The following is a 24,771-nucleotide window of genomic DNA, read 5'->3' as shown; positions in this document are numbered from 1 at the left end:
CCTAGGCCCGTCTCAGGAAATCGTCGAGTACGCGAACGCCGAAGTGCAGGGCCTCCACCGGCACCCGCTCGTCCACCCCGTGGAACAGCGCCTGATAGTCGAAGCCCTCGGGAAGTTTCAGCGGCGAGAAGCCATAGCCGGCGATGCCCAGCCGGGAGAACTGCTTGGCGTCCGTGCCACCGGACATGCAGTACGGCACGACATGGCCCTGCGGGTCGAACCGCTCGATCGCGGCCCGCATGGCGGCATACGTCGGGGAGTCGAGCGGCGCCTCGAGCGCGACCTCGCCGTGGTGGTAGTCCCAGGTCACGTCCGGGCCGGTGAGGGCGTCCATGGCCGTGCGGAACTCCGCCTCGCCACCGGGGACGACCCGGCCGTCGACATAGGCGACGGCGCTGCCCGGAATCACATTGATCTTGTATCCGGCGTCCAGCATCGTCGGGTTGGCGCTGTTGCGGACCGTCGGCTCGACCAGCTTGGCGCAGGGGCCGAGCTTGCCGAGCAGCGCATCGACATCGAAGTCGGGCGACCCGGCATCCACATCGAGGTCATGCAGCGCGGCCAGCCTGCACAGCGCGGCGCGGACCGTCGGGGTGAGCCGGACCGGCCATCGGTACTCACCGATCCGGGCCACGGCGGCGGCCAGCCGGCTGACGGCATTGGCGTGATTGACCTTGGAGCCATGACCGGCCTGCCCCCGCGCGGTCAGCTTCAGCCAGGCCGTGCCCCGCTCCCCCGCCGCGATCGGGTACAGCCGCATACCGCCGCCCGCGTGGAAGGTGAACGCCCCTGACTCGGAGATGCCTTCGGTGCAGCCCTCGAAAAGGTCGGCGTGATGGTCGGCGAGAAATCCCGAGCCGTCGTGGGCGCTGGCCTCCTCGTCGGCGGTGAAGGCCAGCACGAGGTCGCGGCGCGGCCGGACCCCCGCCCGCGCCCATGCGCGGGCGACGGCCAGCACCATGGCGTCCATGTTCTTCATGTCGATCGCGCCGCGGCCCCAGACCACCCCCTCCCGCACCTCCCCGGAGAACGGGTGCACGCTCCAGTCGGCGGGCTCCGCGGGCACCACGTCCAGATGGCCGTGCACCAGAAGGGCGTCGGCCCCCGGGTCCGTGCCGGCGATCCTGGCGACGACGTTCGTGCGCCCCTTGCTGCGCTCCAGCAGCGCCGGTTCGAGCCCGGCCTCCGCCAGCCGCTCGGCGACGTACTCGGCGGCCGGGCGCTCGCGGCAGGCACCGTCACCGGCATTGCTCGTGTCGATACGGATCAGCTCGGAGGTGAACCGGACCACCTCGTCCAGTGCCTGCCGGTCCACGGGGGCGACGGGATCCGCGGCGTCGACGGACATGGTGGGGCCGACGGGTCCCGAGGGACCTGCGCGACCTGCCTGACGGTCAGCCATATTGTTCCTCCACGGCGGACGAGACGACGGTGGTGACCGCCTTGAAGCACCGGATGGCTTCGTACATGTCCTGACTGGTATACGCGACGCGGCGCTCTCCGCTGCGCTCCACGCCGGGCACGCACGTCGCCGCGCCCACCAGATGCTCGGCGTCGAATTCCAGCTCGAAGTGGTGCGGCCCGCGCCGCACCGCCTCATGCCGCACCGCCAGCGCCGCCCCCACCTTCGCCGCGGCCCGGATGTCGGCCGCCGTACGGGTCGGGGGCCGGCACACCGCGGCATAGCGCGACACATAGTCCTTGACCGCGACGCCGGGCGCCTGCGGCGCATAACCCAGCGCGTCCTGACAGGTGCGGTCGTCGCCGGTGACCAGCACCACCGGCACGCCGTACTCGGCCACCACAAGGGAGTTGAGATATCCCTCGCTGGCCCGGGTGCCGTCGACCCAGACCCCGGTGAGGGTGTTCGCCAGATAGGTGTGGGCCAGGACCCCCTCGGTGCCCGCGCCGGTGTGATAGCCGACGAAGGCGATCCCGTCCACATCGCCGTGCTGGACGCCCTCGACCATGCTCAGCGACTTGTGCCGGCCCGTGAGCATCTGCGCCCGCTCGTCGAGCTGCTCCAGCAGCAGATTGCGCATCGTCCAGTGCGCCTCATTGACGAGCACCTCATCGGCCCCGCCGTCGAAGAACCCGGCGATCGCCGCATTCACATCGGAGGTGAACATATGCCGGCAGCGCTCCCACTGCGGTGTACCCGGCAGCACATCCGCGGGCCAGGTCACGCCCGTTGCGCCTTCCATGTCCGCGCTGATCAGGATCTTCATGCCTCGTCACGTTACGCGGCCCCGAACACCCCGGCCAGGCCTGTGGATAACTCCGGAGGTCCAGACCAGTGAAGGTGTACCCGGGTGGCTCAGCCGCGACAGCTGCGCACGGGTCGCCGGGCGCGCCGGCACAACGGCCCGCAGCACGGCATGCGCCATGCCCCTTCGCCGGGGACCCGCCCTCTACCCCACCCCGCTCGCCGAATCCACCAGCTTGCGGCGCACCGCACGGACGGCCGGAAGCAGGGAGACCGCCCCCGCGACCGCCACCGCCGCGGCGCCGACCAGCGCCAGGGTGGACAGGGCCGGACGCTGGGCGAGGCCGGTTCCCCAGCCGCTGGTGGAGCCCTGGAGGTTGATGAGCCATTCGGCGGCGGAGACGCCGAGTGCGGTGGCGGGCAGGACGGCGGCCAGGGTGATGAAGACGGTGGCGGTGACGATCACGGCGGCTATCTGGCGTGGCGTCAGGCCGACCGCTCTCAGGGCGAGCAGGTCGCGGCCCCGGTCACGTACCCCGGCGGCGACGGTCGTCGACAGCTCCGCCAGCCCGATCAGCACCAGGACCGCGATCAGGCCGATGACGACGGCGCGCACCGCCGGGAGCTGGTCGGCGGGGTTGGGGATCTCGCGCACCTCGAGGCGGCCGGCGGAGGCGTCGGTCAGGGCGTCGCGGACCGCGGCCGGGTCGGTGCCGTGGCGCAGGACCAGGTTGTAGAAGTCGGGGTGCAGCTGCGTGGCGCCGTCGCCGAGGGTGTCCAGGGCGGTGGAGATCACGCGTCCGCCGTCGGCCGGTTCGATGCTGCGGCCGACGATGTGCAGGACGTGCGGCTGTCCGGCGACGGTCATCCGCACCCAGTCGCCGACACGGGCGTCGAGGAGATCCAGCAGGCCCTGTCCCGCGATCGCCTCGTCGGGGCCGTGCGCGGCGCGGCCCTCCACGAGGGTGAACGGGTAGGGGTGCGCGTCGGTTCCCAGGCCGCGCAGGGTGATGGTGCCGGTCTGGCCGGGGACGAGCGCCTGGACCTCGGCGCCCGGGTAGGCGGTCACACCGGGCTGTGCGGTGAGGAGGTGGCGGAGCTCACGCTCGCCGAGGCTGTCGGAGCGGGCGGTGAGGGCGGCGGGCAGGCCGACGTTCTCGGGGTGGGCGGTGAAGCGGTCCAGGGTGGCCCAGGTGCCGAGGGCGACGGTGATGAGCAGAAGCGGGACGGCCAGCCGGGCCACGGCCGCCGCGGCACGCAGCGGGCGGTGGAAGGCGGCGCGCCACCCGAGCACCAGGGCCGGCGGGATACGGAGGCCGAGCGCGCGCCGGGTCGTGCCCAGGGAGCGGCGGCCGGGGTGCGCGGCGGCGCGGGCGACGGGCACCGGCGGCACCCGCCCGGCCCGCCAGGCGGCCAGCCAGGTCGCCGAGCCGATGAAGATCACCACGCCGGCGGGGATGACCCAGGGGAGCCAGGCGTGTTCGGGGAGGTCCTGCCAGAGCCCCAGCGCCTCCCCGATACGGCCCGGGGCGAGGGGGCCGAGCGCCTCGGTGAACAGCGCGCCGAGCGTGCCGCCGAGCAGCGCGAAGCCCAGGTGCAGCGCGAGGAACATGCGGACCACCTGGCCGGGGGTGAAGCCGACGGCCTTGAGGACGGCGATGTCCCGCAGATGGCCGCGGACCCGGGTGGTGATGGCGCCGCCCACCGCCAGGGCCGCGGCGCCCAGCGCGCCCAGCCCGAACAGCACGAGCAGCCGGCCCAGGAGCTGGTTGTCGCCGGCGGCCTCGGCCTTGGCCTGGCGCCAGGTGGAGACATCGGTGATCTGGTCGGCGCCGAGCCGGGTGACGGCGCGCTGGACGACGTAGTCGGTGTCGTCCGGGTCGGCGAGGCGCAGGCCGATGGTCCGGCCGCGCAGATCGCCGCCCGCGTGCGCCGCGGCGAGCGTCCCGGGGAGGACCCAGGCCGCGCCCGGGGTCTCGCCCGCGCGGAAGCCGGGCTCGGCGGTCTCCGCGACGCCCACCACCCGCAGCGGCGCGGCGAACCCGCTCAGCGCTATGGAATCGCCCGGTTTGGCCCACATGGCACGGGCCACCGCACCGTCCAGGACGATGCCCTGGCTGATGCCCTTGCCGGTCCCCGCATCGCGGGCCGCATCGAGCCAGCGCCCCGCGACCACCTGCGGTGCGGCGACGGCCGGGCGCTCCGGTGCGCCGCGCAGCTCGAGCGTCGCCTTGGACCCGCCGAGCTCGAGGCTCGCCGTGGTGCGGACCGTACGGAAGGGCCCGGAGGCGGCCCGTACCTCGTCCAGGCGGGCCAGCGAGGCGGCGGGGGCATCGGCCCGGGTGTGGATCCATACGTGGGCCCCGGCGGAGCGGGTGAAGACCCGCTGCCAGGGGTCGGTGGCGTAGGCGAACAGTGCCGTGGACAGCAGGAGGGAGACGGTGATCCCGGCGGTCGCCAGCACGATGAGCACGGCCGCGGCGCGGTGCGCTCTGAGGTGGGCACGGGTCCAGCGTGCCGCCGCTCGCACGCGTCAGCCCTTCAGGCGCAGGACGTCGGTCACATCGGCCCCGGGGCGGCCGTCGCCCAGGTGCACATCGTCGGCGACCTGGCCGTCGAAGAAGCTGATCACCCGGTCCGCGGCGCTCGCCATCCGGGCGTCATGGGTGACCAGAAGGATGGTCTGGCCCCTCTGGTGGAAGCGGCTGAGCAGCCGCAGCACCTCCCTGGTGCCCTTGCTGTCCAGGCTGCCCGCGGGTTCGTCGGCGAGCAGCAGGGCGGGGCTGTTCACCAGGGCGCGGGCCAGCGCCACGCGCTGCTGTTCGCCGCCGGACAGCTCGCCCGGAGTGGAGTTCTCCTTGCCCGCGAGGCCCAGCTCCTCCAGCAGCTCGGCACGGTCGGCACGGGCCTGCCGGGGGGAGCGGCCGGCCAGCAGGGCGGGGAGCTCGACGTTGTCGGCGACGGTGAGATTCGACACAAGGTTGAAGAACTGGAAGACGATGCCGATGTGCCGGCGGCGGAGCACGGCCCAGCGCGCCTCGCTGAGGGAGTCCACGCGGCGGCCGTCGATCCGGATGGTGCCGCTGTCGGGGCGGTCGAGGCCGCCGAGGAGATGGAGAAGGGTGGATTTGCCGGCTCCGGAGGGCCCGGTGACGGCGACGAATTCGCCGCGTTCGACGGTCAGGTCGACGCCCCGTACGGCGTGCACCGGGGCGGCGCCCTCCGGACGGTGGGTCTTCACCAGGCTCTCGGCCCGCAATATCGGGCCCGATGGCGAACCAGACGGCTCGTCCCGGTTCATTCCAACTCCTCTTGGCAGCGCTCCAGCCAGTCGAGATCCGCCTGCAGATGCAGCATCGCGCCCTCGATCAGCAGCTGCGCCACGCGGTTGCCGCGGTCCTCGGCCGCGGCGAGCTTCGACAGATTGCGCATGGTGTTGAGGTAGTGGCGGCGCTGCTTGTTGATCAGGGCGATCTGGTCGACGGTCCCGGTGTACGGGGCCAGGGCGAGCTTCATGAAGAATTCGTCCCGCACCCGCGGTTCGGCCGTGGATTCCTCGAACCAGGCGTCCACCGCCTCGCGTCCCGCCGCGGTGATCCGGTAGATGCGCTTGTTCGGTCGATCCGACTGCTCGACGTCCTCCCCTTCGATCAGGCCCGCTTTCTCGAGCCTGCTGAGGGTGACGTAGATCTGGCCGACGTTCGGCTGAGGGTATGCCGAGCCCAGGAGGTTCTCAAGAGCCTGCTTGAGTTCATAGCCGTGTGCGGGTGCGTCGACCAGCAGCGCGAGGAGTGGCAGCCGCACGCGTTCCCTCTCCCTCTCCGCCCGTGGTTGCCGGTCCGTACCTGCGGTCGGCTGAACTCGTCCGGCCCGGGGCCGGTCCGCCGTCGTGCTTTCCTGTCGTCCTGCCGAGCCCGGAATTCTGCAGCTCTTCCTGCATTCCCGCAGCTCATTCTGCGGGACCTAGTATCCCCGCATGGCTAACAGGTATACAGGGGGCCTACCGGCGGGCCAGTGACACCGCCGGGTCGGCGCGAGGAGGAGCCCATGCGGTGGAAGCGTGCCGCGGGCCGGGCCCTGCTCGTGTGCTCGCTGCTGTTCGCAGGAATGACGGGGGCGCAGGCCGGCGAGCCGCGCCCGGACGCGGACGGCCGCGGCCCGCTCACCCTGGTGACCGGCGGCGACCTCACCGGCTATCTGCGCGGGGTCCTCGTCGGCTGGAACGCCCGGCATCCCCGGGAGAAGGTCACCCTGGTCGAGCTGCCGGACGCCGCCGACGAGGTCCGCGCCCAGATGGCCACCGAGCTGCGGTCCGGCAGCGACCGCTTCGATGTGCTGAACATCGATGTGGCGTGGACGTCGGAGTTCGCGGCCGCGGGCTGGATCGCCCCGGTGGACGGACGGCGGTTCCCGCTGCGCCACTTCCTGCCTCCGGTGGTGGACACCGCCACCTTCCGGGGCCGGCTGTATGCCGTCCCTTATGTGACGAATGCCGGACTGCTCTACTACCGCAAGGACGTGCTCGACCGGGAGGGCGTCCGGCCGCCGCGCACCTGGGCCGAGTTGACGCGACTGGCGAAGACGGTCGCGCCGAAGTACGGGCTGGACGGCTACGCGGGCCAGTTCCTGCCGTACGAGGGGCTGACCGCCAATGTCACCGAGGCCGTGCAGTCGGCGGGCGGCACGGTGCTGGCGGGCGAGGGCGCACGGGTCACGGTGGACTCCGCGGCGGCGCGCCGGGGACTGTCGTTCCTGCTGGACGGGGTGCGCGAGGGGTGGATCCCGCGGCGGGCGCTGGCGTTCAAGGAGGAGGAGTCCCGGCAGGCCTTCCAGGACGGCAAGCTGCTGTTCCTGCGGAACTGGCCGTATGCGTACGCACTTGCCCACCCGGGGGCGTCGAAGGTGTCGGGCAAGGTCGGCGCGGTACCGCTGCCGGGCCCCGGCGGGCCCGGCTCCAGCGTGCTGGGCGGCTCCAACCTGGCGGTCAACAGCCACTCACGGCACCAGAAGTCGGCCGCCGACCTGATCTCGTATCTGACGTCCGAGCCGGTGCAGCGCCGGGTGCTCACCGAGGGGGCGCTGCCCCCGGTGTGGGCCGGTCTGTACGAGGAGCCGGGGCTGGTGCGGCGCTTCCCGTATCTGCCGACGCTCAAGCGCAGTGTGCTGACGGCCCGGCCGCGGCTGAAGAGCCCGCGGTACGACCAGGTGAGCCTGGCGGTCCAGGCCGTGGTGCACGACGCGCTGGTGCACGGCCGGAGCACCGATGCGACGGTGGCGCGACTGAGCCGGGAGCTGAGGGCCATCGTCGCCCGCGGTTGATCACCTCTCGTTGATCAACTTCTATCTTCTAGTTACATGTTAAGTAACCCGAGGTCTTTCGGGCTCTTCGCATATCACGCCAAACTCGGGCATCTCTCTGCCACTTTCGACAGTTTCGTTGACACCCAATCGACACGCCTACTTAACATGCATGCACACCACGAACTGAACGGCGAACTGCACGCCCCCTCGGCATGCCCAGGTAAGAACGGAACCACGCCAGATGCTCACCACCTCGGCAGGGAACGGCCCCTCGGTCGGACTCGCACCCTCTCCCTCCCTGGCACCTGACACCGCGCAGGCAACCGCGCGGCGCTGGTGGCGCGACGCGGTCATCTACCAGGTCTACGTACGCAGCTTCCGCGACACCACCGGTGACGGCATCGGTGATCTGGCGGGCGTACGGGCCGGGCTGCCGTACCTCAAGAAGCTCGGGGTCGACGGCATCTGGCTCAGCCCGTTCTTCCCCTCCCCGCAGCACGACCACGGCTACGACGTCGCCGACTACCGCGATGTGGACCCCGCCTACGGCGACCTCGCCGCATTCGACCTCCTGGTGGCCGAGGCCCACCGGCTGGGCCTCAAGGTGCTGCTCGACATCGTGCCCAACCACTGCTCCAGCGAGCACCCGTGGTTCCGCGCCGCCCTGGAGGACGAGCCCGGCGGCCCGTCCCGGTCGCTGTTCCACTTCGCGGACGGGCGCGGCACCGACGGTGAGCTGCCGCCCAACAACTGGCACGCGATGTTCGGCGGCCCCGCCTGGTCCCGGGTCAAGGACAAGGACGGCAGGCCGGGCCAGTGGTACCTCCACATGTTCACGCCCGAGCAGCCCGATCTGAACTGGCGCAACCCCGAAGTGAGCGCGGACTTCGAGAAGGTGCTGCGGTTCTGGCTGGACCGCGGAGTCGACGGGTTCCGTATCGATGTGGCCGCGGGCCTGTTCAAGCACCCCGAACTCCCCGACTCCCCCGACCCGGCGGCCGACGAGCGCACCCGCGACTCGGTCAACCCGCTGGCCTGGAACCAGCCCGAGGTCCACGGCGTCTGGCGCAGCTGGCGGGCGCTGTGCGAGGAGTACACCGCGCGGGACGGCCACGACCGGCTGCTGGTCGGCGAGGTCTCGGTGCGGACGCCGGGCGAACAGGCCGCCTACGTCCGGCCCGACGAGCTGCACCAGGCGTTCTTCTTCCACCTGCTGACCGCACCGTGGGACGTCGGCGTCTTCCGCAAGGTCATCTCCGAGGCGCTGACCGACATCGCGAGCACCGGTTCCACCGTCACCTGGGTGCTCAACAACCACGACCAGGTCCGGACCGTCACCCGGTACGCGACCGGGCCGGGCGGGACGGCCGCCGGAGTGGGCCCGGCGCGGGCGCGGGCGGCCGCACTGCTGATGCTGGCGCTGCCCGGGGCCGCCTATGTTTACCAGGGCGAGGAGTTGGGCCTGCCCGAGGTGGACGATCTGCCGGACGAGGTGCTCACCGACCCGATCTTCCACCGTACGGGCAGCCGTCAGCACGTCCGGGACGGGTGCCGGGTGCCGCTGCCCTGGTCCGGCCAGGCCGCCCCGTTCGGTTTCGGCACGGCGGCGGACGGCACGGCGGACGGGGGCGCACGGACCTGGCTGCCGCAGCCCGCGTCCTTCGCCGGGCACACCGCGGACCGCGCGGTGGCCGACACCGGTTCGTTCTGGCATCTCTACCGCGAAGGTCTGCAGCTGCGCCGCACGCTCCCCCAGCTCGGCGAGGGCACACTGCGCTGGCTGGACTCCCCGCCGCAGGTGCTGGCCTTCGTCCGCGGGGACGGCCTGGTGTGCGCCGTCAACTTCGGCACCGAGCCGGTGCCCGCCCCCGTACCCGGAACCCCCCTCCTGGCCAGCGGCGACTGCCCCGAGGGAACGCTCCCCGGCTCCACCGCCGCCTGGTGGATGCACACACCCGACGCTTCCGGGTCCCGCGAACCCTGACGGATCCGCGAGTCCCGGCAATTCAAGCCCCCACAGCCCCCCATCCGCTCTCTCCGACTTCCCCGGCTCCCCCCCCGGCTTCTCCGACCCCCCGCCTTCTCCGACCGATGGGAATCCCACGATGAGACACATCCCCGTACGTCAACCGCGCACCGCCCGCACCGCCATAGCCGGCGCCGCCGTGCTCGGCCTCGCCCTCACCGCGACCGCATGCGGCGGCAACGCCTCCCCCGGCGGCGGGGACAAGGCGCTCAGCGGCCAGACGCTCACCGTCGCCGGTGTCTGGACCGGTGTGGAGCAGAAGAACTTCAAGCAGGTGCTGAACGCCTTCACCGAGAAGACCGGCGCCAACGTCACGTTCGCCTCCACCGGCGACAACGTCTCCACCGTCGTCGGCAGCCAGATCGAGGGCGGCAACGCCCCCGACGTGGTGATGGTCCCGCAGGTCGGCGTGCTCCAGCAGTTCGCCAAGAAGGGCTGGCTGGTGCCCCTCTCCAAGGAGGTCGGCGACGAGGCCACGAAGAACTTCGCGCAGGTGTGGAAGGACTACGGCACGGTCGACAAGACCTACTACGGCCTGTACTTCAAGGCCTCCCACAAGTCGACGGTCTGGTACAGCCCGGAGGCGTTCGACCAGGCCGGGGTCAAGCCCGCGAAGACGTACCAGGACCTGCTCAAGTCCGGCCGTACGCTCTCCGATGCGGGCGTGCCGGCCTTCGCCGTCGCGGGTGAGGCGGGCTGGCCGCTCACCGACTGGTTCGAGAACATCTATCTCTCCCAGGCCGGGGGCGAGAAGTACGACAAGCTCGCCGCCCACAAGATTCCGTGGACGGACCCCAGCGTGGTCAAGGCGCTGACCACCCTCGGCAAGCTCTTCGGCGACAAGAACCTGGTGGCCGGCGGCGGTTCGGGCGCGCTGCGCACCGACTTCCCCGAGTCCGTCCAGCAGGTCTTCGGCCCGAAGCCCGAGGCGGCCATGGTCTACGAGGGCGACTTCGTCGGCGCGCTGGTGAAGGACGAGCTGAACAAGGAGGTCGGCACGGACGCCAAGTTCTTCCCCTTCCCCTCGGTCGACGGCGGCAAGGCGCCGGTGGTCAGCGGCGGTGACGCCGCCGTGGTGCTCAAGGCCGGGAAGAACACCAAGGCCGCGATGGAGCTGGTGAAGTTCCTGGCCTCCCCGGAGGCGGCGTCCGTCTGGGCCAAGGCGGGCGGCTACATCTCGCCCAACAAGAAGGTGCCCGCGGGCGACTACCAGGACCAGGTCACCCGAAAGGCCGCCACGTCGCTGACGGGCGCCGGGGACTCCGTCCGGTTCGACATGTCCGACCAGGCCCCCGCGGCCTTCGGCGGCACCCAGGGCGCCGGCGAATGGAAGCTGCTGCAGGACTTCCTGCGCGACCCCTCGGACCCCAAGGGCACGGCCGAAAAGCTCGAGGCCGCCGCGGCCAAGGCCTACCGCAACTAAGGGAACCCTGCAATGTCAGTCACCACTCCCGCGGTGCCGCCCGTCACGACGGGCGGCACCCGGCCCGGCCCGCCGGACCCCGTGTCCGGCCGGGCCGGCGCCCCCGGGCGGCGCGCCGTACGCCGCCGCCGGCTGATCGCGGCCGTCTTCCTGCTGCCCGCGCTGCTGCTGCTCGGTGCGCTCGTCGCGTACCCCATCGTCTTCTCGGTCTTCCGCAGCCTGTACGACGCCTCCGGCAACACCTTCGTCGGCGTCGACAACTACTCCCAGATGTTTCAGGACCCGGCCACCCTGCGCGCCATCCGGAACAGCGCCATCTGGGTCGTCTTCGCGCCCGCGCTGCTGACCGGGCTCGGCCTGGTCCTCGCCGTGCTGACCGAGAAGATCCGCTGGAAGACCGCGTTCAAGCTGCTGATGTTCATGCCGATGGCGATCTCGTTCCTCGCCGCCGGCATCATCTTCCGGCTCGCCTACGAGCAGGATCCGCAGCGCGGCGTCCTCAACGCCGTCACCGTCGGCATCCACGACAGCTTCCAGGGCGAGGCCGCCTCCTTCCCGACCGCCAAGACCCGTATCGGCGACAAGCAGTTGGTGCAGGGGAAGGACGGTTCCTACGCCACGGCCCGCCGGGTGGGACCGGGCGACACCGTCAACCTCGGCCTGGTGGGCGTGGCGCCGACGGACATGCCCAAGGAGGCGAAGCCCGCCGCCAAGGCCGCCAGGACCCCGGCCGCCGACGGCGAACTGCGCGGTGTGGTCTTCCTCGACTTCACGCCCGGTGGCGGCGGCAAGCCCGGCGTCGTGGACCGCACCGAACGCGGCCTGCCGCGGCTCGCCGTCGAGGCCGTCGGCCCGCACGGCAAGGTGGCGGCCCACGGCACCACCGGACCGGACGGCTCCTACCGTCTGACCGGTCTCGCAAAGGGTTCGTATACGGTCCGCCTCCCCGCCGCCGACTTCGCCCCGCCGTACCAGGGCGTCTCCTGGCTCGGCCCGGCGCTGATCACGCCCGCCATCATCGGCGCGTACATGTGGATCTGGACCGGCTTCTCGCTCGTCCTGATCGGCGCGGGGCTCTCCGCGATGCCGCGGGACGTCCTGGAGGCGGCCCGGATGGACGGCGCCAACGAGTGGCAGGTGTTCCGCCGGATCACCGTTCCGCTGCTCGCGCCCGCGCTGGGCGTGGTGTTCGTGACCATGGTGATCAATGTGATGAAGGTCTTCGACCTCGTCTACATCATCGCCCCCGGCCCCGTGCAGCAGGACGCCAATGTGCTGGCGCTGCAGATGTGGCTGGTCTCCTTCGGCGGCGGCAACAACCAGGGCCTCGGCAGCGCGCTCGGTGTTCTGTTGCTGCTCCTGGTGGTCCCGGCCATGGCCCTCAACATCCGTCGTTTCCGCAGGAGCCAGTCATGACCACCGTTCAGCAAGCCGCCGCGCCGAGCAGGCGTACGACGGCCCCGGCCCCGGCCAAGCGGGCGGCCAAACGGCCGGCCAAGCGGCTGAGCAGCAGCCTGATCCAGGCGCTGCTGATCATCATCGGCCTGGTCTGGCTCACCCCCGCCGCCGGACTCTTTCTCTCCTCCCTCCGCTCGGAGGAGGCGAATGCGAGCAGCGGCTGGTGGCAGGCGCTGACGTCCCCCGGACAGCTGTCGTTCGAGAACTACTCGGCGCTGCTGAAGGACTCGGGCATCGTCCAGGCCTTCTGGAACACCGTGCTGATCTCGGTGCCCACCACCATCGCCGTCGTGGTGATCGCCGCGCTCGCCGGATACGCCTTCGCCTGGCTGGACTTCCCCGGCCGGGACTGGATCTTCCTGCTGGTCGTCGCCATGCTCGTGGTCCCGGTGCAGATCGGGCTGCTGCCGGTGGCCAAGATGTTCGGCGCGCTCGGCCTGTTCGGCTCGATCCCCGGCGTGGTCCTCTTCCACACCGCGTACGGCCTCCCCTTCGCCATCTTCCTGCTCCGCAACTTCTTCGCGGAGATCCCCAAGGAGATGCTGGAGGCGGCCCGGATGGACGGCGGCGGGGAGTGGCGGATCTTCTCCCAGCTGGTGCTGCCACTGGGCAAGCCCGCCATCGCCAGCCTGGCCATCTTCCAGTTCCTGTGGGTCTGGAACGACATGCTCGTCGCGCTGCTCTTCGCGGACAACGAGTCCCAGCCGCTGACGGTGGCGCTCCAGTCGCAGATGCGGCAGTTCGGCAGCAACATCGGGGTGCTGGCGCCGGGCGCGTTCCTGTCGCTGATCGTGCCGCTGGTCGTGTTCTTCGCGTTCCAACGGCAGTTCGTCCAGGGGATCATGGCCGGTTCGGTGAAATAGCCTCGGCGAAACAGCCTCGGTGAAACAGCCTCGGTGAAACAGCGGGCCTTACGGCCGGCCGGGGGAAGGCGGGCGGCAGGCGAGGCGGACAATGGACGCGCTCCAGGATGACCCCGACGAGCAGGAGTGCCATGGCCTCGCCCGACGCCTTCCACCCCGACCTCCCGGACGGCGGGGACGACCCGCCGCCGCTGCGGACCCGGCTGCACCACATCCGCGCCGACGCCCTCGACGCCGACACCGCGCAGAGCGGCGGCATGCGGCGCTTCGCCGCCATCAGCGGACGGACCGTCGGCTCGGAGCGCATCTGGATGGGGCAGACCCATGTGGCCCCGGGAACCGTCTCCGCCAACCAGCACCACGGTGCCTCGGAGACGGCCATCCATGTCGTCAGGGGACACCCGGAATTCGTCTTCCTCGACGACTCCGGCGGCGCCCCGGAGGAAGTCCGGCTCCGTACCTCTCCCGGCGACTACCTCTTCGTCCCGCCGTACGTCCCGCATCGGGAGGAGAACCCGAGCGCCGGCGAAGAGGCCGTCGTGGTGATCGCCCGCAGCACCCAGGAAGCCATCGTGGTCAACCTGCCCGGGCTGTACGTCCTCGGTCAGGAGCCGCACGACGGCTGACGGCGCACCGCTATTCCGCCCCGGCGTCCTCCGGTGTGCCACGGCCCAGCGCGGCCAGGACGTCGAGCGCCTCGGCCAGGGCGTCGAGCGGCGGGGAGGCCAGGGCGAGGCGTACGGCGTTGGGGGCGTGGCCCTGGCCGACGGCGAAGGCACCGGAGGGGGTGACCGCGATGCCGCGGCGGGCCGCGGCGGCGACGAAGGTGTCGGCCCGCCAGGGTTCCGGGAGGCGCCACCAGAGGTGGTAGGCGTGCGGATCGGCCTGGAGGGTGTGGGGGGCGAGGTGTGCGGCGGCGAGCCGCTGGCGGGCCGCGGCGTCGCGGCGCTTGTCCGCCTCGATGGCGGCGGCGGTGCCGTCGGCCATCCAGCGGTTCGCCGCGTCGAGGGCGAAACGGGCGGCCGTCCAGGCCCCCGATCTCAGGGCCGCCGCGAAGTCCTGCGTACGGCCCTCGGGAGTCATCAGAAACCCCAGGGTCAGCCCGGGGGCAAGGCGTTTCGACAGGCTGTCGGCGACGACGGTGCGCTCGGGGGCGAGCGCGGCGAGGGGCGGGAGATCGGTGCGGAGGAAGCCGTAGATGGCGTCCTCGATCGCGAAGATGTCGTGCCGGCGCAGGGTTTCGGCCAGGTGCTCGCGGCGTGCGGACGGCATGGTGATGCCGAGCGGGTTGTGCAGGGCGGGCTGGCAGTAGACGGCGCGCAGCGGCGGGGCGGCGTCGATCGCTTCGGGGACGAGGCCGTGGTCGTCCATCGCCAGGGGGACGAGGGTGACGCCGAGGCGGGCGGCAATGCCCTTCACCACCGGGTAGGTGAGGGATTCGACGCCGAGGCGTTCGCCCGCGGGGACGAGGGTGGCGATGGCCGCGGCGATGGCCTGTCTGCCGTTGCCCGCGAAGAGCAGCTGCCGCGGGTCGGGTGTCCAGCCGCCGCGGGCGAGATGGGCGGCGGCGGTCCGACGCGCGGGTCCGGTGCCGGCGGCGACGGCCGGGTGCAGGGCCGCGCCCAGCGCATCGGCGCGCAGCAGAGGCGCCAGGCTCGCGGCGAGTGCGGCCGGCTGACCGGGCAGCACCGGGAAGTTCAGTTCCAGATCGACCCGCGCCCCGCCCGGCTCGGCCAGTGCAGGCTCGGCGGCCGGTGCCGAGGTCCGTACAAAGGTCCCCCGCCCGACCTCACCCACCGTCAGGCCCCGCCGGGTCAGCTCCCGGTAGACCCGCGCCGCGGTCGAACTCGCGATGCCCCGCTGACGGGCGTACCGGCGCAGCGGCAACAGCCTGCTGCCGGGCGGGAGTTGCCCCGAGGCGATATCGGCCGCCAACTCGTCGGCGATCACGCGGTAGTCGTCCACCGGTCCCCCGTTCCCCTTGATGCAACGCGAGCACGGGCACATTGCACCGAGCGCATTGTTTCATTGCACCGAGAGATTGCCCTCTATAGCATCGAGGTGTCAACACGGGGGCAACCGCCGCAGAAGGGGGAATTCCATGACCCGTCTCGCATACGAGGACGAGGGCGACAGGAACGGCGAGGCACTCGTCCTCATCCACGGACATCCGTTCAACCGCTCGATGTGGCGCCCCCAGATCGACCATTTCCGCCGGGCCGGATGGCGGGTCGTCGCCCCGGATCTGCGCGGCTACGGCGAAAGTCCCGCCACCCCTGGAAAGACCCGCCTGGAGACCTTCGCCGCGGATATCGCCGGATTGCTCGACGGCCTCGGCATCGAGCGCTTCGTACTGGGCGGACTGTCCATGGGCGGACAGATCGTCATGGAATGCCACCGTCAATTCCCGCACCGCATAAGGGCGATGCTGCTCGCCGACACCTTCGCCGCCGCCGACACGGACGAGGGCAAGGCCGCCCGCCGCACCATGGCGGAGCGCCTGCTGCGCGAGGGTATGGCCGACTACGCGCGGGAAGTGCTGCCCAAGATGATCGCGCCCCGCACCATCGAGACCCGGCCCGCCCTCGCCCGCCAGGTGCGGGACATGATGGCGGGCACCTCCCCGGAGGGTGCCGCCGCCGCGCTGCGCGGGCGGGCCGAGCGGCGCGATTACACGGACCTGCTGCCGGGCATTGCGGTGCCGACGCTGGTCGTGGTGGGCGAGGAGGACGAGTTCACGCCCGTGAGCGACGCCCGGATCATTGCCGAGCACGTACCCGACGCCACGCTCGAGGTCATCGCGCGCACGGCCCATATGCCCAATCTGGAACGGCCCGACGCCTTCAACACGGTGCTTCAGCGATTCCTCGAGGCGCTGCCGGACGGCGCCGGCCGCATATGAGAGCGAAGAGCGGGCAGACACCCCACGACCGAGAACGACCAGGGGAATGCCCAGGGGAACGACAACGCCCGTCCGCCCGCGTCTGCGAGTGGTGACGATCCGGGGTCGGCGCACGACACCGGTACAGGGCAACTGCGCGCTCGCTGCAGCCCTTGTGCCACGCCGGCACACCGACCACGGGAGATTCAGGCATGCGCAAGCCGGCCCAGGGCCGCGACCAGGCCCCCGCCTACGACCTGCTCGTCAAGGATTCCCAGCTGCTCGTCGTGGACGACGCCACCGAGATCCCCGGTGGCTGGGTCGCCCTCCGCGACGGCCGGGTCGCGGCGGTCGGCGGGCCCGGCACCGAGCCGCAGAGCGCGGCCCGTACGGTCTCCGCCACCGGCCGCCTGGTCACCCCCGGCCTGATCAACACCCATCACCACCTCTACCAGAACCTCACCCGCTCCTTCGCCCCCGCGGTCAACGGCACCCTCTTCGACTGGCTCACCACGCTCTACCCCCTGTGGTCCGGCCTCGACGCGGAAGCCGTCCATCTCTCCACCTACATCGGCATCGCCGAGCTGCTGATGGGCGGCTGTACGACCTCGATGGACCACCTCTACGTCCATCCGCGCCCCCGCCTGGTCGACGCGGAGATCCGCACCGCCCAGGAAATCGGCTTCCGCTTCCACGCCACCCGCGGCTCCATGACCCGCTCGGCCGAGGACGGCGGACTGCCGCCCCGCTCCGTCACCCAGACCGATGACGAGGTACTCGCGGACAGCGAACGGGTGGTGACGGCTTATCACGACCCGTCCCCCGGCGCACTGATCCGCGTCGCCCTGGCGCCCTGTTCGCCGTTCTCGGTCACCAGGGAGCTGATGGTGCAGACGGCGGAGCTGGCCGAGCGGCTCGACGTACGGCTGCACACCCATCTCGCCGAGGACCGGGACGAGGACGACTTCTGCCTGGAGACCCACGGCTGCCGCCCCGTCGAGTACTTCGCATCCGTCGGCTGGATGACCGGCCGGACCTGGGTCGCGCACTGCATCTACCCGGACGACGAGGAGCGCGCCCGGCTCGCCGCGGCCGGGGTCGGCGTGGCGCACTGTCCCAGCTCCAACATGCTGATCGGCGGGGGCACCGCCGCCGTCCGGGAGATGCGCGCGCTCGGCATGCCGGTGGGGATCGGGTGCGACGGATCCGCCTCGACGGACCATGCCTCGCTGTGGATGGAGGCCCGCGGCGCCCTGCTGCTGGCCCGCTACCGCGGCGGTCCCGCCGCCATGGCCGCCCGCGACGCCCTCGACATGGCGACCCGGGGCTCGGCCCGCTGCCTCGGCCGCGACGACGAGCTGGGCCATCTGCGCCCCGGCGCCTGCGGCGATCTCGTCGTCTGGAACACCCACGAGGTGGCACTCGCGGGCTCGTTCACCGATCCGGTGGAGGCGTGGCTGCGCTGCGGGCCGTCCCGCGCCTGGACCACGATCGTCGGCGGACGCGTCCTGGTGGACCAGGGCGAGCCCCAACTCCCCGCTCTGGAGGAGAAGCTGCGGGAACACGCACGGGTTGCCCGCCGTATCCAGCGCCTGGCGTGACCGCTGACACCTGACTGCCGCCGTCCGGCCGCTGCCGCCTGACTACTGCCGTCTGACTGCCGTCTGGTGACCGGTGACTGCCAACCTCTCTGCCACCACGATTAGCTGGCCGTATGCGGTGCAAGGGTCTTTGCCAGCGCCGGACCGCCGGGTCTCCCCCGTGACCCGGACGGCCCGGCGCATCAGGCTCCACCACGCTCTGGGAGGAAGATCATGAAGACGCTGCGCCGTGCGTTCGTCGCCTCAGTACTGACCCTTGCCCTCGGCGGCCTGATGGCCCCCGCCGCCTCCGCGGCCCCGTCCGGCGCCGCGGACGTCCGGGCCACGCCGGTGTCCGCCGCGCTGAGCTGCCGGGCCGCCGACAACCATGGCGAGATCGCCGCGAAGTTCATCTCCCGCTGCAAGAAGGGCTCCATCCGCCGGGAGTTCCCCACCGACCGGCTCTCCCGTTCACTCGGCCAGATCTACGACGGCAAGCTGCGGGGCGACCGCGACGACGTCAAGGCGTGGAAGCTGCTGAACGACCGCCGGTTCGACAAATGAGCATCGGCAGATGAGCTTCGGCAGGTGAGAGACCGGCGGGCGGCGGGGAACGGTTGATTCGACCGCGACTGCAACCGGAACCGCGACCGCGACCGCACGAGCCGGCACCGACCGGGCAAGGAGTCCGCCATGACCGACGGCATGACCATTCCCCATGTGGCGATTGTGCTGATGGAGGCACACTCCGACGCCGCGGAGCGGCCGCCGCTGTTCCAGGAGAATTTCCTGCTGGTGCACGCGCCGGACGAGAAGGCCGCGCGGGAGCGAGTGGCAGGCTGGGCCCGGCGGGCCGCGACGAGCTACCGCAACGACGAGGGCGAAACCATCACCTGGCGGCTGCGGACGATCGTCGACGTCAAGGAGGCCGAGGACACCGATCTGACCCGGGACGCCGACCTCTACACCCGGCATTTCCGGGACTACGCGTCCTACGAGAGGTTCGAGCCGCTGCTCTCCGGCGAGGAGATCTGAGCCGCCCCCGCGCCCCCGCCCAGGTGTCACCCAAGTGGCCCGCCCCGCCTTGCCGGAGCGGGCCACTGCACGTAGGCGGCTCCCGCCCCCCGCTTCCGCGGCCGCAACTCCCGGTGAACCGCATCGCCGGCCGCCGCTACGTACAGGGCGTAACCGGATGCCACCTGTGGGAGAACGCATGACACACCACACTCTTGCCCCGCCTCTCGCGGGAAAGCGCGACAACCCCTCGCTGGCCACGGTGCTCGGCACCGAACTCGCCCGCAACCGCCGGGGTTTCGTGCCCTGGTACCACCTTCTCGCGCCGGTCATCATCACCGTCCCGCTCTTCCTGGGGGCGCTCGGCTCCTCCGAGGCCAAGGCGGGCCAGACCTTCGAGGTGTTCCGCAATGTGACGCTGGAGTTCTGGGGCGTGCTGGTGCCGATGACGGCGGGCCTGGCCGCGGCGCTGTCGGTGCGCGCCGACCAGGACGCCTGGCGGCTGCTGCTCTCGTACGGCGTGCCGCGCGGGCGCTACTTCGTCGGCAAGGTCGCCGCGCTGGGCGTGCTCGGCTTCGTCTCGTCCACGGTGCTGCTGGTGATGCTGTCGCTCGGCGCGGTGCTCAGCGGCAAGTTCCCCGGTGCCCTGGGCACGGTCGTCGCCGCGGTCTATCTGCCGTGGCTGGTGGGGCTGTCCATGACGGCGCTGGCGGTGCTGGTCGCCGTGATGTGGGGCATGGGGCCCAGCGTCGGGGTGGGCGTCGCGGGCCTGCTGTCCGGGGCGCTGATCTCGGACAAGGTGTTCTGGTACGCCGTGCCGTTCGCCTGGCCGATGCGGGTGGTGCTGCCGCTGGCCGGGATCGGTCCCAACGGCGTACCGCTGCCGAAGGACAGCCCGGTCACCGATCCGTCCGCCATTCCCCTGGCCGTTGGTCTCGCCGCCGTTCTGACGGTGGTCCTGCTGGCCATCGGCAGCCTGCACATGAGCCGTAAGGAGATCTGACCATGACCGCGATGACACCGGACTGCTCCGGCATGCCGGCCGGCCGGATGCCGACGGCGCTCAGGATCCGTCAGCTGCACAAGCATTACGGCGCCCACCGCGCCCTGGACGGTGTGGATCTGACGGTCCAGGTCGGCGAGGTCTACGGCCTGCTCGGGCCGAACGGCGCCGGCAAGACGACCCTGATGAAGGCACTGCTGGGACTGCAGCGGCCGACCTCCGGGAGCATCGAGATCTTCGACCGGCCGGTGGGGCGGGAGTCGCTGGCGGATGTCGGCGCGCTCATCGAAGTCCCGGGACTGTGGCCGACGTTGACGGGCGACGAGACACTGCGGGTGCATGCCAGGCTGCGCGGGGTGCCGCAGTCGTGGATCGAACCGGCGCTGCAGCTGGTGAAGATGACCGAGGCCCGCGGCCGGAAGGTGGGGGCGTACTCCCTCGGGATGCGCTGGCGGCTGGGGATCGCCGTGGCGCTGCTGGCCAAACCGCGGCTGATCGTGCTGGACGAGCCCACCAACGGCCTGGACCCGGTGGGTATCCGGGAGATGCGCGGCATCATCCGCTCGCTGGCCGGGGAGGGTGTGGCGGTGCTGATCGCCAGTCATCAGCTGGCGGAGGTCGCTCAGGTCTGCGACCGGGTCCAGGTGCTGGTGGCCGGACGCACCCGCTTCGAGGGGCCGCTGTCGGGGCTGGCCCTCGACGGGGATGTGGAGGCCGGGTTCTTCCGGCTGCTGGAGACCGCGGATGCGGGAATCCGCTGATGCGCGAACCCGCGGCAGCGGCGAACGGCCCGTGGCCCCGGTGGCAGATGCCACCGGGGCCACCCGGACGGTCATCGGAGCAGACCTCGGGCAGGACGTCAGCCGGCGCGTGCCGGAACCGGATGCGCCAGGCCCCACCCGGCGGCCAGCGAGAGCAGCTCGGCCCGGCCGGTGACGCCCAGGTCGTCGTAGAGACGTCGGATGCGGCGGTACATGGACCGCTCGGAACAGTAGTGGCGCCGTGCGATCTCCGACACGGTCGCCGAGGTACAGAGCGAGCGCAGGAGTTCCCGGTCGCAGTCCGGCAGGGCGGGCGGGGACTCGTCCGCCGGCGACGTGCCGGGGGATGCCGGGGGTGTGCGTCGCCGTCCGGGTACGGAATCCGGATCGGGGGGCGCTTCCCGGGCCGGCGGGGAGGGAGTGGCGAGCTCCGTCCGGTCCCTCGTCACCGTGTCGGCCACGGCGGGAACCGGAAGCCGTAACCCGTGCGTGCGGCTTCCCGGCGCAAGCGGGGAATCCCAGCGGGTATGGCCGCCGTCGTCCGCGTCGTGGGGGTCGCTGTGGTCGCCCGGGACGGACCGGAGCCAGGCGGCCGAGCCGTCGACGGAGCTTGCCACCCGGTGCGCCCGGCACTGCGCGTACAGCATGTCGAGCTGACGCTCCCCGGGGATGGCGAGATTGAGCACGAAGTTCGCGCCGGAGCGGATGGCGTAGTACGTCTGATGCCCTGAGACGTCGTTGGTGACGGCGACCAGCAGCGCGAGGGGATGCCGCACCCGTACGACGCGCAGCCCCTCGGCCTGGAATTCGCTGGTGACGGGCATCAGCACCGGGAGATCGAGGGCGATGCCGGGGGCGGTCAGATCCCCGTCCTCGACGAAATCGACGCGGTCCAGGCCGGGGCGGAGGCCGCTGAGCGGCGAGTGTGGCGACTCGAACTGGGCCCGCAGACCGGTCAGGGCCAGCAGATGGAGCCCGGTGGCCGACGAGGCGTGCTGGTGCTGCATGGTGTTGTCCCCCGTTTGGTGCGTTCGTTCGGTGTTCCTTCGGTGGTGGGTGACCGGCCGGCTCGGGGTCAGTGAGCGGCTCGGCAGAGTTTGAGGGTCTTGCTGAGCAGGGAGCCGAGGCTGACTTTGTCGCCGTCGTCGCCGGAGGAGCGCAGCGGGTCGATGTCCCGGTATCCGGCATTACGGGCACGGTCGTTGAGAGCGTAGGTCTTGCCGTCGGGGGCGGTGAAGACCGCCTGGTTGTCCTTACGGCATTCGGCAGTACCGTGGTCGACCTTGAGCGGCCAGGTGTAGCCGAGGTTCCTTTCGCTCATCTTCTGCTTGGTGCCGGTCGGGCTGGGCAGCGCCACGGGATCCGTGGTGTGCGGTGCGGTGCGGCCGCCGCCCCCGCAGGCGGCCAGGCCCAGCAAGGCCAGCCCGGCCAGGGCCGATGCGGCGGCGAACCGGGCATGCCGGATGTATCGGGTGCATGCGCTCACTTGTTGACCACCTCACTGTCGGAATTGCCGGAGCTGTCGGAACTCTCGGCACTGCTGGAATTTCTGCGTCCGGATGCACGGGGCGCTCCGTCGGCGCACAGGAGCGCGGCATATCCGTCCTCGAGCGACGGCTCCACCGGGCGCGCTCCCGCGGGCGGGTCGGTGGTGACGATGCGGTACTCGGGCCCCTCGGCGGTGGTCACCGCGCTCACCACCTCGGCGCCGGGCGGCGGTCCGGCCGCCTTGAGCAGGTATGTACATCCCGCGGCCTGGCTGACCAGTGCGGCGGTGGTGTCGTGGAAGACCAGCCGGCCGGTGGTGAGGACGGCCACCTCGGGGCAGGTCTGGGCGACGTCGTCGAGGATGTGGGTGGACAGCAGCACCGTACGGCCGCCGCCGAGCCCGGCCAGCAGGGCGCGGAAGCGCATGCGTTCATGCGGGTCGAGTCCGGTGGTGGGCTCGTCGACGATCAGTACGGACGGGTCGCCCATCAGGGCCTGTGCGATACCGACCCGGCGCTTCATCCCGCCGGAGAATCCGGCCAGCCGCTCGTCCGCGCGGTCCTCCAGGCCGACCTCGGCGATCTTGGCGTCGACCTGGGCGCGGCGGGTGCGCTTGTCGCGGATGCCCTTGAGGACGCCGATGTAGTCGAGGAATTCACGGGTCGTCAGGTCCGGGTAGAGGGAGAGCTCCTGCGGGAGGTAGCCGAGGGTGCGTTTGACGGCGGTGAGGCCGTGGCTGGTGGACAGGTCGTGACCGGCGACGGTGACCCGCCCGGAGGTGGGCCGCAGGACGCCGGTGAGGATGCGCAGCAGTGTGGTCTTGCCCGCGCCGTTGGCACCCAGGAGTCCGACGGTGCCACGCTCGATGTGCAGATCGACGGCGTCCAGCGCGCGGCGGCCGCCGGGGTGGACCTTCGTCAGTCGCTCAGTGGTGATGTTCATGATGCTCCGTGTCGGCGTAGTCGGACGACGAGATGACCGAGGGCGTAGCAGGCCGCGGCCATGGCCAGGACGAGGAGGAGGTTCAACAGGGCGGCGGAGTCGGTGACGTCGGGACGCAGCGGGCCGGTGCCCTGCCGGCGGGCCCAGACCTCCGGGGCGTGTGCCCAGGCGACCAGCGGATAGCCGCCGAGCGGGGAGAGGACCGTGCCGGTGGCGGTGGGCAGCGGGGAGAACTTCGGCGGGAAGTGCAGGGCCCACAGCCAGACCACGACGGTGACGGCGCGGGCCGCGGCGACCGGCATCAGCACGCCGAGCAGTCCCGCGAAGGCGGTCACCAGGAGCGCGGCGGGCAGTACGGCCACCACCAGGGCGACCACGGCCGAGGCCAGTGGTGCGGGGGTGCCGGCCGTTGCCGAGATCACCGCACCGTGGGCGAGATACAGCACGACGACCGGTGCCAGCGCGGTCAGCAGGGGGCCGATCAGCGTCCCGGTCGTACGCGACAGCTGCCCGGAGGGGGTGGCGGTGAGCAGCTCGGGCATACCGCGCGCCTCGAGGGAGCGGCGCAGCCGGTCGGTGAGGGCGAGGCCCACGCCCAGGGTGCACAGGGTGTTGACCAGCACCGCGGCGGCGCCGCTTCTGGCCGCCGGGTCGCTGTATTCGGTGACGACGGGTGAGGTGGCGGCGAGCAGCAGGCTCAGCAGGGCGAGGGGGAGGACGGCGGCCCATACGGCCTTGCGGCGGGCGGCCATCAGGGCTTCGTAGCGCAGGGTCACGATCAGGGCGGTCATCAGGCCTCCCCGGGGCCGAAGCCGGGGCCGGTGCCGCGGCCGAGGCGGGCGCCCTGGCGGCCGCCGGGCTGCAGGGCGCGCAGCGCCAGCACCGTCAGCCAGCCGCCGGCCAGGAGGGCGGGCACCGCCTGCGCCGCGCCTTCGGGCACCACCCGGTCGATCAGCAGCAGTTTGGCCAGGACGGTGGCGACGACCAGGCCGGTGGCGGGCGCGGCCGAGCCGAACCGTACCGTCGCCCAGACTGCGCAGCCGCCGAGCAGGACGGTCAGCCCGGCCAGTTCGGCGAGGGTGACGGCGAGGTCGAGGCGGTGGCCGGTGGCGGTCAGCGCGGCCGTCATGGCGAGGCAGGCGGCGGCGGTGACGGCGGCGGGCCAGGCCAGACGGCGCGCGACGGTGCGGGCGTAGGCGGTGGGCAGCGAGAGATGGAGCTCGGCCATCGGCTCCCGCGCGACCACGGCCGCACAGGCCATGGCCGCGGCGGTGGGCGGCGCGCAGGTCAGCAGGGCGCGGCCGAGCAGCCTGCCGTCGCCGGTCTGTGCGGCCATCGCCCCGTACGCCAGGAGGGCCGCCAGGACCGGCAGGACATAGGCCTGCCGTCCGCAGCGGCGGACCTCGTGGGGCCACCAAGTCGCAGCGGTCATTGCCACTTCCTCCCATGTGATCCCGCGGAGAGCAGGCGGTTCGGACAGTACGTAGCGTCCCGGCCCGCTGCGGTTCACGTGCGGTCGGGGTGGGGATTCGGCCGGGCTCGGGACGGGGATGCGCGCGGGCTCGGGACGGGGATGTGCGCGGGCTCGGGACGGGGATGCGCGCGGGCTCGGGGTGGCGGGTCGGCCTGCGCCTGGGTGGCCGCTCGGCGGCGCTCTGGTCGACGCGTGACCCATGCCAGGGCGGCCGTTCGGCGGCGCTCCAGTCGATGCGTAACGATGCCGGGGCGGCCGTTCGGCTGTGCCTCCGTCGATGCTGAACCGCGCCGAATTCGGCCGATTTGCCCCTCCCCCACCCCACCCACATACCCTCCCCCGCCCCCACCG

At 71.8% G+C, this 24,771-nt stretch carries 23 protein-coding genes; 12 read left to right on the top strand and 11 right to left on the bottom strand.

What is annotated here, in order from left to right; translation table 11 throughout:
- Position 1: 1 nt before the first annotated feature.
- The 5 genes from ADL29_RS29170 to ADL29_RS29150 form a co-directional block, all read right to left on the bottom strand.
- Positions 2-1,348 (bottom strand): M20/M25/M40 family metallo-hydrolase, encoded by a 1,347-nt coding sequence (locus tag ADL29_RS29170; protein WP_053926554.1) that lies wholly within the window; start codon positions 1,346-1,348, stop codon positions 2-4.
- A gap of 46 nt (positions 1,349-1,394) precedes the next feature.
- Entirely contained in the window at positions 1,395-2,228 is an 834-nt protein-coding gene (locus ADL29_RS29165; RefSeq protein WP_053926553.1) for a M55 family metallopeptidase, read from the bottom strand.
- Positions 2,229-2,411: 183 nt separating this feature from the next.
- Entirely contained in the window at positions 2,412-4,736 is a 2,325-nt protein-coding gene (locus ADL29_RS29160) for an ABC transporter permease (RefSeq protein ID WP_053926552.1), read from the bottom strand.
- A gap of 3 nt (positions 4,737-4,739) precedes the next feature.
- Positions 4,740-5,507, bottom strand: a complete 768-nt coding sequence (locus ADL29_RS29155; protein ID WP_053926551.1) for an ABC transporter ATP-binding protein — start codon at positions 5,505-5,507, stop codon at positions 4,740-4,742.
- Positions 5,504-6,010 (bottom strand): PadR family transcriptional regulator, encoded by a 507-nt coding sequence (locus tag ADL29_RS29150; protein WP_053926550.1) that lies wholly within the window; start codon positions 6,008-6,010, stop codon positions 5,504-5,506. Before ADL29_RS29150 ends, ADL29_RS29155 begins: the two co-directional genes overlap by 4 nt.
- A gap of 243 nt (positions 6,011-6,253) precedes the next feature.
- Between ADL29_RS29150 and ADL29_RS29145 the strand changes: the two genes are divergently transcribed.
- From ADL29_RS29145 to ADL29_RS29120, 6 genes are all read left to right on the top strand, one after another.
- Positions 6,254-7,525: an ABC transporter substrate-binding protein gene (locus tag ADL29_RS29145; protein ID WP_053926549.1), complete on the top strand. Its 1,272-nt coding sequence runs from the start codon at positions 6,254-6,256 to the stop codon at positions 7,523-7,525.
- A 223-nt stretch (positions 7,526-7,748) separates the two neighbouring features.
- Positions 7,749-9,491, top strand: coding sequence for a glycoside hydrolase family 13 protein (locus ADL29_RS29140; RefSeq protein ID WP_078971376.1), 1,743 nt, complete (start codon positions 7,749-7,751; stop codon positions 9,489-9,491).
- A gap of 121 nt (positions 9,492-9,612) precedes the next feature.
- On the top strand, positions 9,613-10,956 hold the full coding sequence (locus ADL29_RS29135) for an ABC transporter substrate-binding protein (protein ID WP_078971375.1): 1,344 nt from the start codon (positions 9,613-9,615) through the stop codon (positions 10,954-10,956).
- A 12-nt stretch (positions 10,957-10,968) separates the two neighbouring features.
- A complete protein-coding gene (locus ADL29_RS29130; protein WP_078971374.1) occupies positions 10,969-12,372 on the top strand; it encodes an ABC transporter permease subunit in 1,404 nt (467 codons plus the stop codon).
- A complete protein-coding gene (locus ADL29_RS29125) occupies positions 12,369-13,277 on the top strand; it encodes a carbohydrate ABC transporter permease (RefSeq protein WP_078971373.1) in 909 nt (302 codons plus the stop codon). The genes ADL29_RS29130 and ADL29_RS29125 overlap by 4 nt, the downstream gene beginning before the upstream one ends.
- Before the next feature lie 131 nt (positions 13,278-13,408).
- Complete coding sequence (locus tag ADL29_RS29120; protein WP_053926548.1) at positions 13,409-13,903, top strand: cupin domain-containing protein; 495 nt, start codon at positions 13,409-13,411, stop codon at positions 13,901-13,903.
- Positions 13,904-13,913: 10 nt separating this feature from the next.
- Here ADL29_RS29120 and ADL29_RS29115 read toward each other — a convergent pair whose 3' ends face one another.
- On the bottom strand, positions 13,914-15,242 hold the full coding sequence (locus ADL29_RS29115) for an aminotransferase-like domain-containing protein (RefSeq protein WP_211274410.1): 1,329 nt from the start codon (positions 15,240-15,242) through the stop codon (positions 13,914-13,916).
- Positions 15,243-15,378: 136 nt separating this feature from the next.
- Between ADL29_RS29115 and ADL29_RS29110 the strand changes: the two genes are divergently transcribed.
- The 6 genes from ADL29_RS29110 to ADL29_RS29085 all read left to right on the top strand — a co-directional run bounded on the left by ADL29_RS29110 (position 15,379) and on the right by ADL29_RS29085 (position 20,516).
- Positions 15,379-16,179: an alpha/beta fold hydrolase gene (locus tag ADL29_RS29110; protein WP_053926546.1), complete on the top strand. Its 801-nt coding sequence runs from the start codon at positions 15,379-15,381 to the stop codon at positions 16,177-16,179.
- Positions 16,180-16,370: 191 nt separating this feature from the next.
- Positions 16,371-17,759 carry an 8-oxoguanine deaminase gene (locus ADL29_RS29105; protein ID WP_053926545.1) on the top strand — a complete coding sequence of 463 codons (1,389 nt, stop codon included), beginning with the start codon at positions 16,371-16,373 and terminating at the stop codon, positions 17,757-17,759.
- Positions 17,760-17,972: 213 nt separating this feature from the next.
- Positions 17,973-18,302: a hypothetical protein gene (locus ADL29_RS29100; RefSeq protein ID WP_046925209.1), complete on the top strand. Its 330-nt coding sequence runs from the start codon at positions 17,973-17,975 to the stop codon at positions 18,300-18,302.
- Positions 18,303-18,431: 129 nt separating this feature from the next.
- Positions 18,432-18,773 (top strand): DUF4288 domain-containing protein, encoded by a 342-nt coding sequence (locus ADL29_RS29095; RefSeq protein WP_053926544.1) that lies wholly within the window; start codon positions 18,432-18,434, stop codon positions 18,771-18,773.
- A gap of 178 nt (positions 18,774-18,951) precedes the next feature.
- The gene (locus tag ADL29_RS29090; RefSeq protein WP_053926543.1) at positions 18,952-19,755 is read left to right on the top strand and encodes a lantibiotic immunity ABC transporter MutE/EpiE family permease subunit; all 804 of its coding nucleotides are present in this window, start codon (positions 18,952-18,954) and stop codon (positions 19,753-19,755) included.
- Between the two features lie 2 nt (positions 19,756-19,757).
- Positions 19,758-20,516, top strand: a complete 759-nt coding sequence (locus tag ADL29_RS29085) for an ABC transporter ATP-binding protein (RefSeq protein ID WP_053926542.1) — start codon at positions 19,758-19,760, stop codon at positions 20,514-20,516.
- A 98-nt stretch (positions 20,517-20,614) separates the two neighbouring features.
- Here the strand turns inward: ADL29_RS29085 and ADL29_RS45575 are convergent, their stop codons facing one another.
- From ADL29_RS45575 to ADL29_RS29060, 5 genes are all read right to left on the bottom strand, one after another.
- Entirely contained in the window at positions 20,615-21,523 is a 909-nt protein-coding gene (locus tag ADL29_RS45575) for a helix-turn-helix transcriptional regulator (protein ID WP_053926541.1), read from the bottom strand.
- Positions 21,524-21,591: 68 nt separating this feature from the next.
- Complete coding sequence (locus ADL29_RS29075; protein ID WP_245689687.1) at positions 21,592-22,002, bottom strand: DUF2511 domain-containing protein; 411 nt, start codon at positions 22,000-22,002, stop codon at positions 21,592-21,594.
- Positions 21,999-22,946, bottom strand: coding sequence for an ABC transporter ATP-binding protein (locus ADL29_RS29070; protein ID WP_078971372.1), 948 nt, complete (start codon positions 22,944-22,946; stop codon positions 21,999-22,001). The genes ADL29_RS29075 and ADL29_RS29070 overlap by 4 nt, the downstream gene beginning before the upstream one ends.
- A complete protein-coding gene (locus ADL29_RS29065) occupies positions 22,943-23,737 on the bottom strand; it encodes a hypothetical protein (protein WP_053926540.1) in 795 nt (264 codons plus the stop codon). The genes ADL29_RS29070 and ADL29_RS29065 overlap by 4 nt, the downstream gene beginning before the upstream one ends.
- Complete coding sequence (locus tag ADL29_RS29060; protein ID WP_063788561.1) at positions 23,737-24,378, bottom strand: hypothetical protein; 642 nt, start codon at positions 24,376-24,378, stop codon at positions 23,737-23,739. Before ADL29_RS29060 ends, ADL29_RS29065 begins: the two co-directional genes overlap by 1 nt.
- Positions 24,379-24,771: the final 393 nt, after the last annotated feature.

The organism is Streptomyces chattanoogensis (assembly GCF_001294335.1).
Classification (GTDB): Bacteria; Actinomycetota; Actinomycetes; order Streptomycetales; family Streptomycetaceae; genus Streptomyces; species Streptomyces chattanoogensis.
This window is presented reverse-complemented; position numbering and strand designations above follow the sequence as displayed.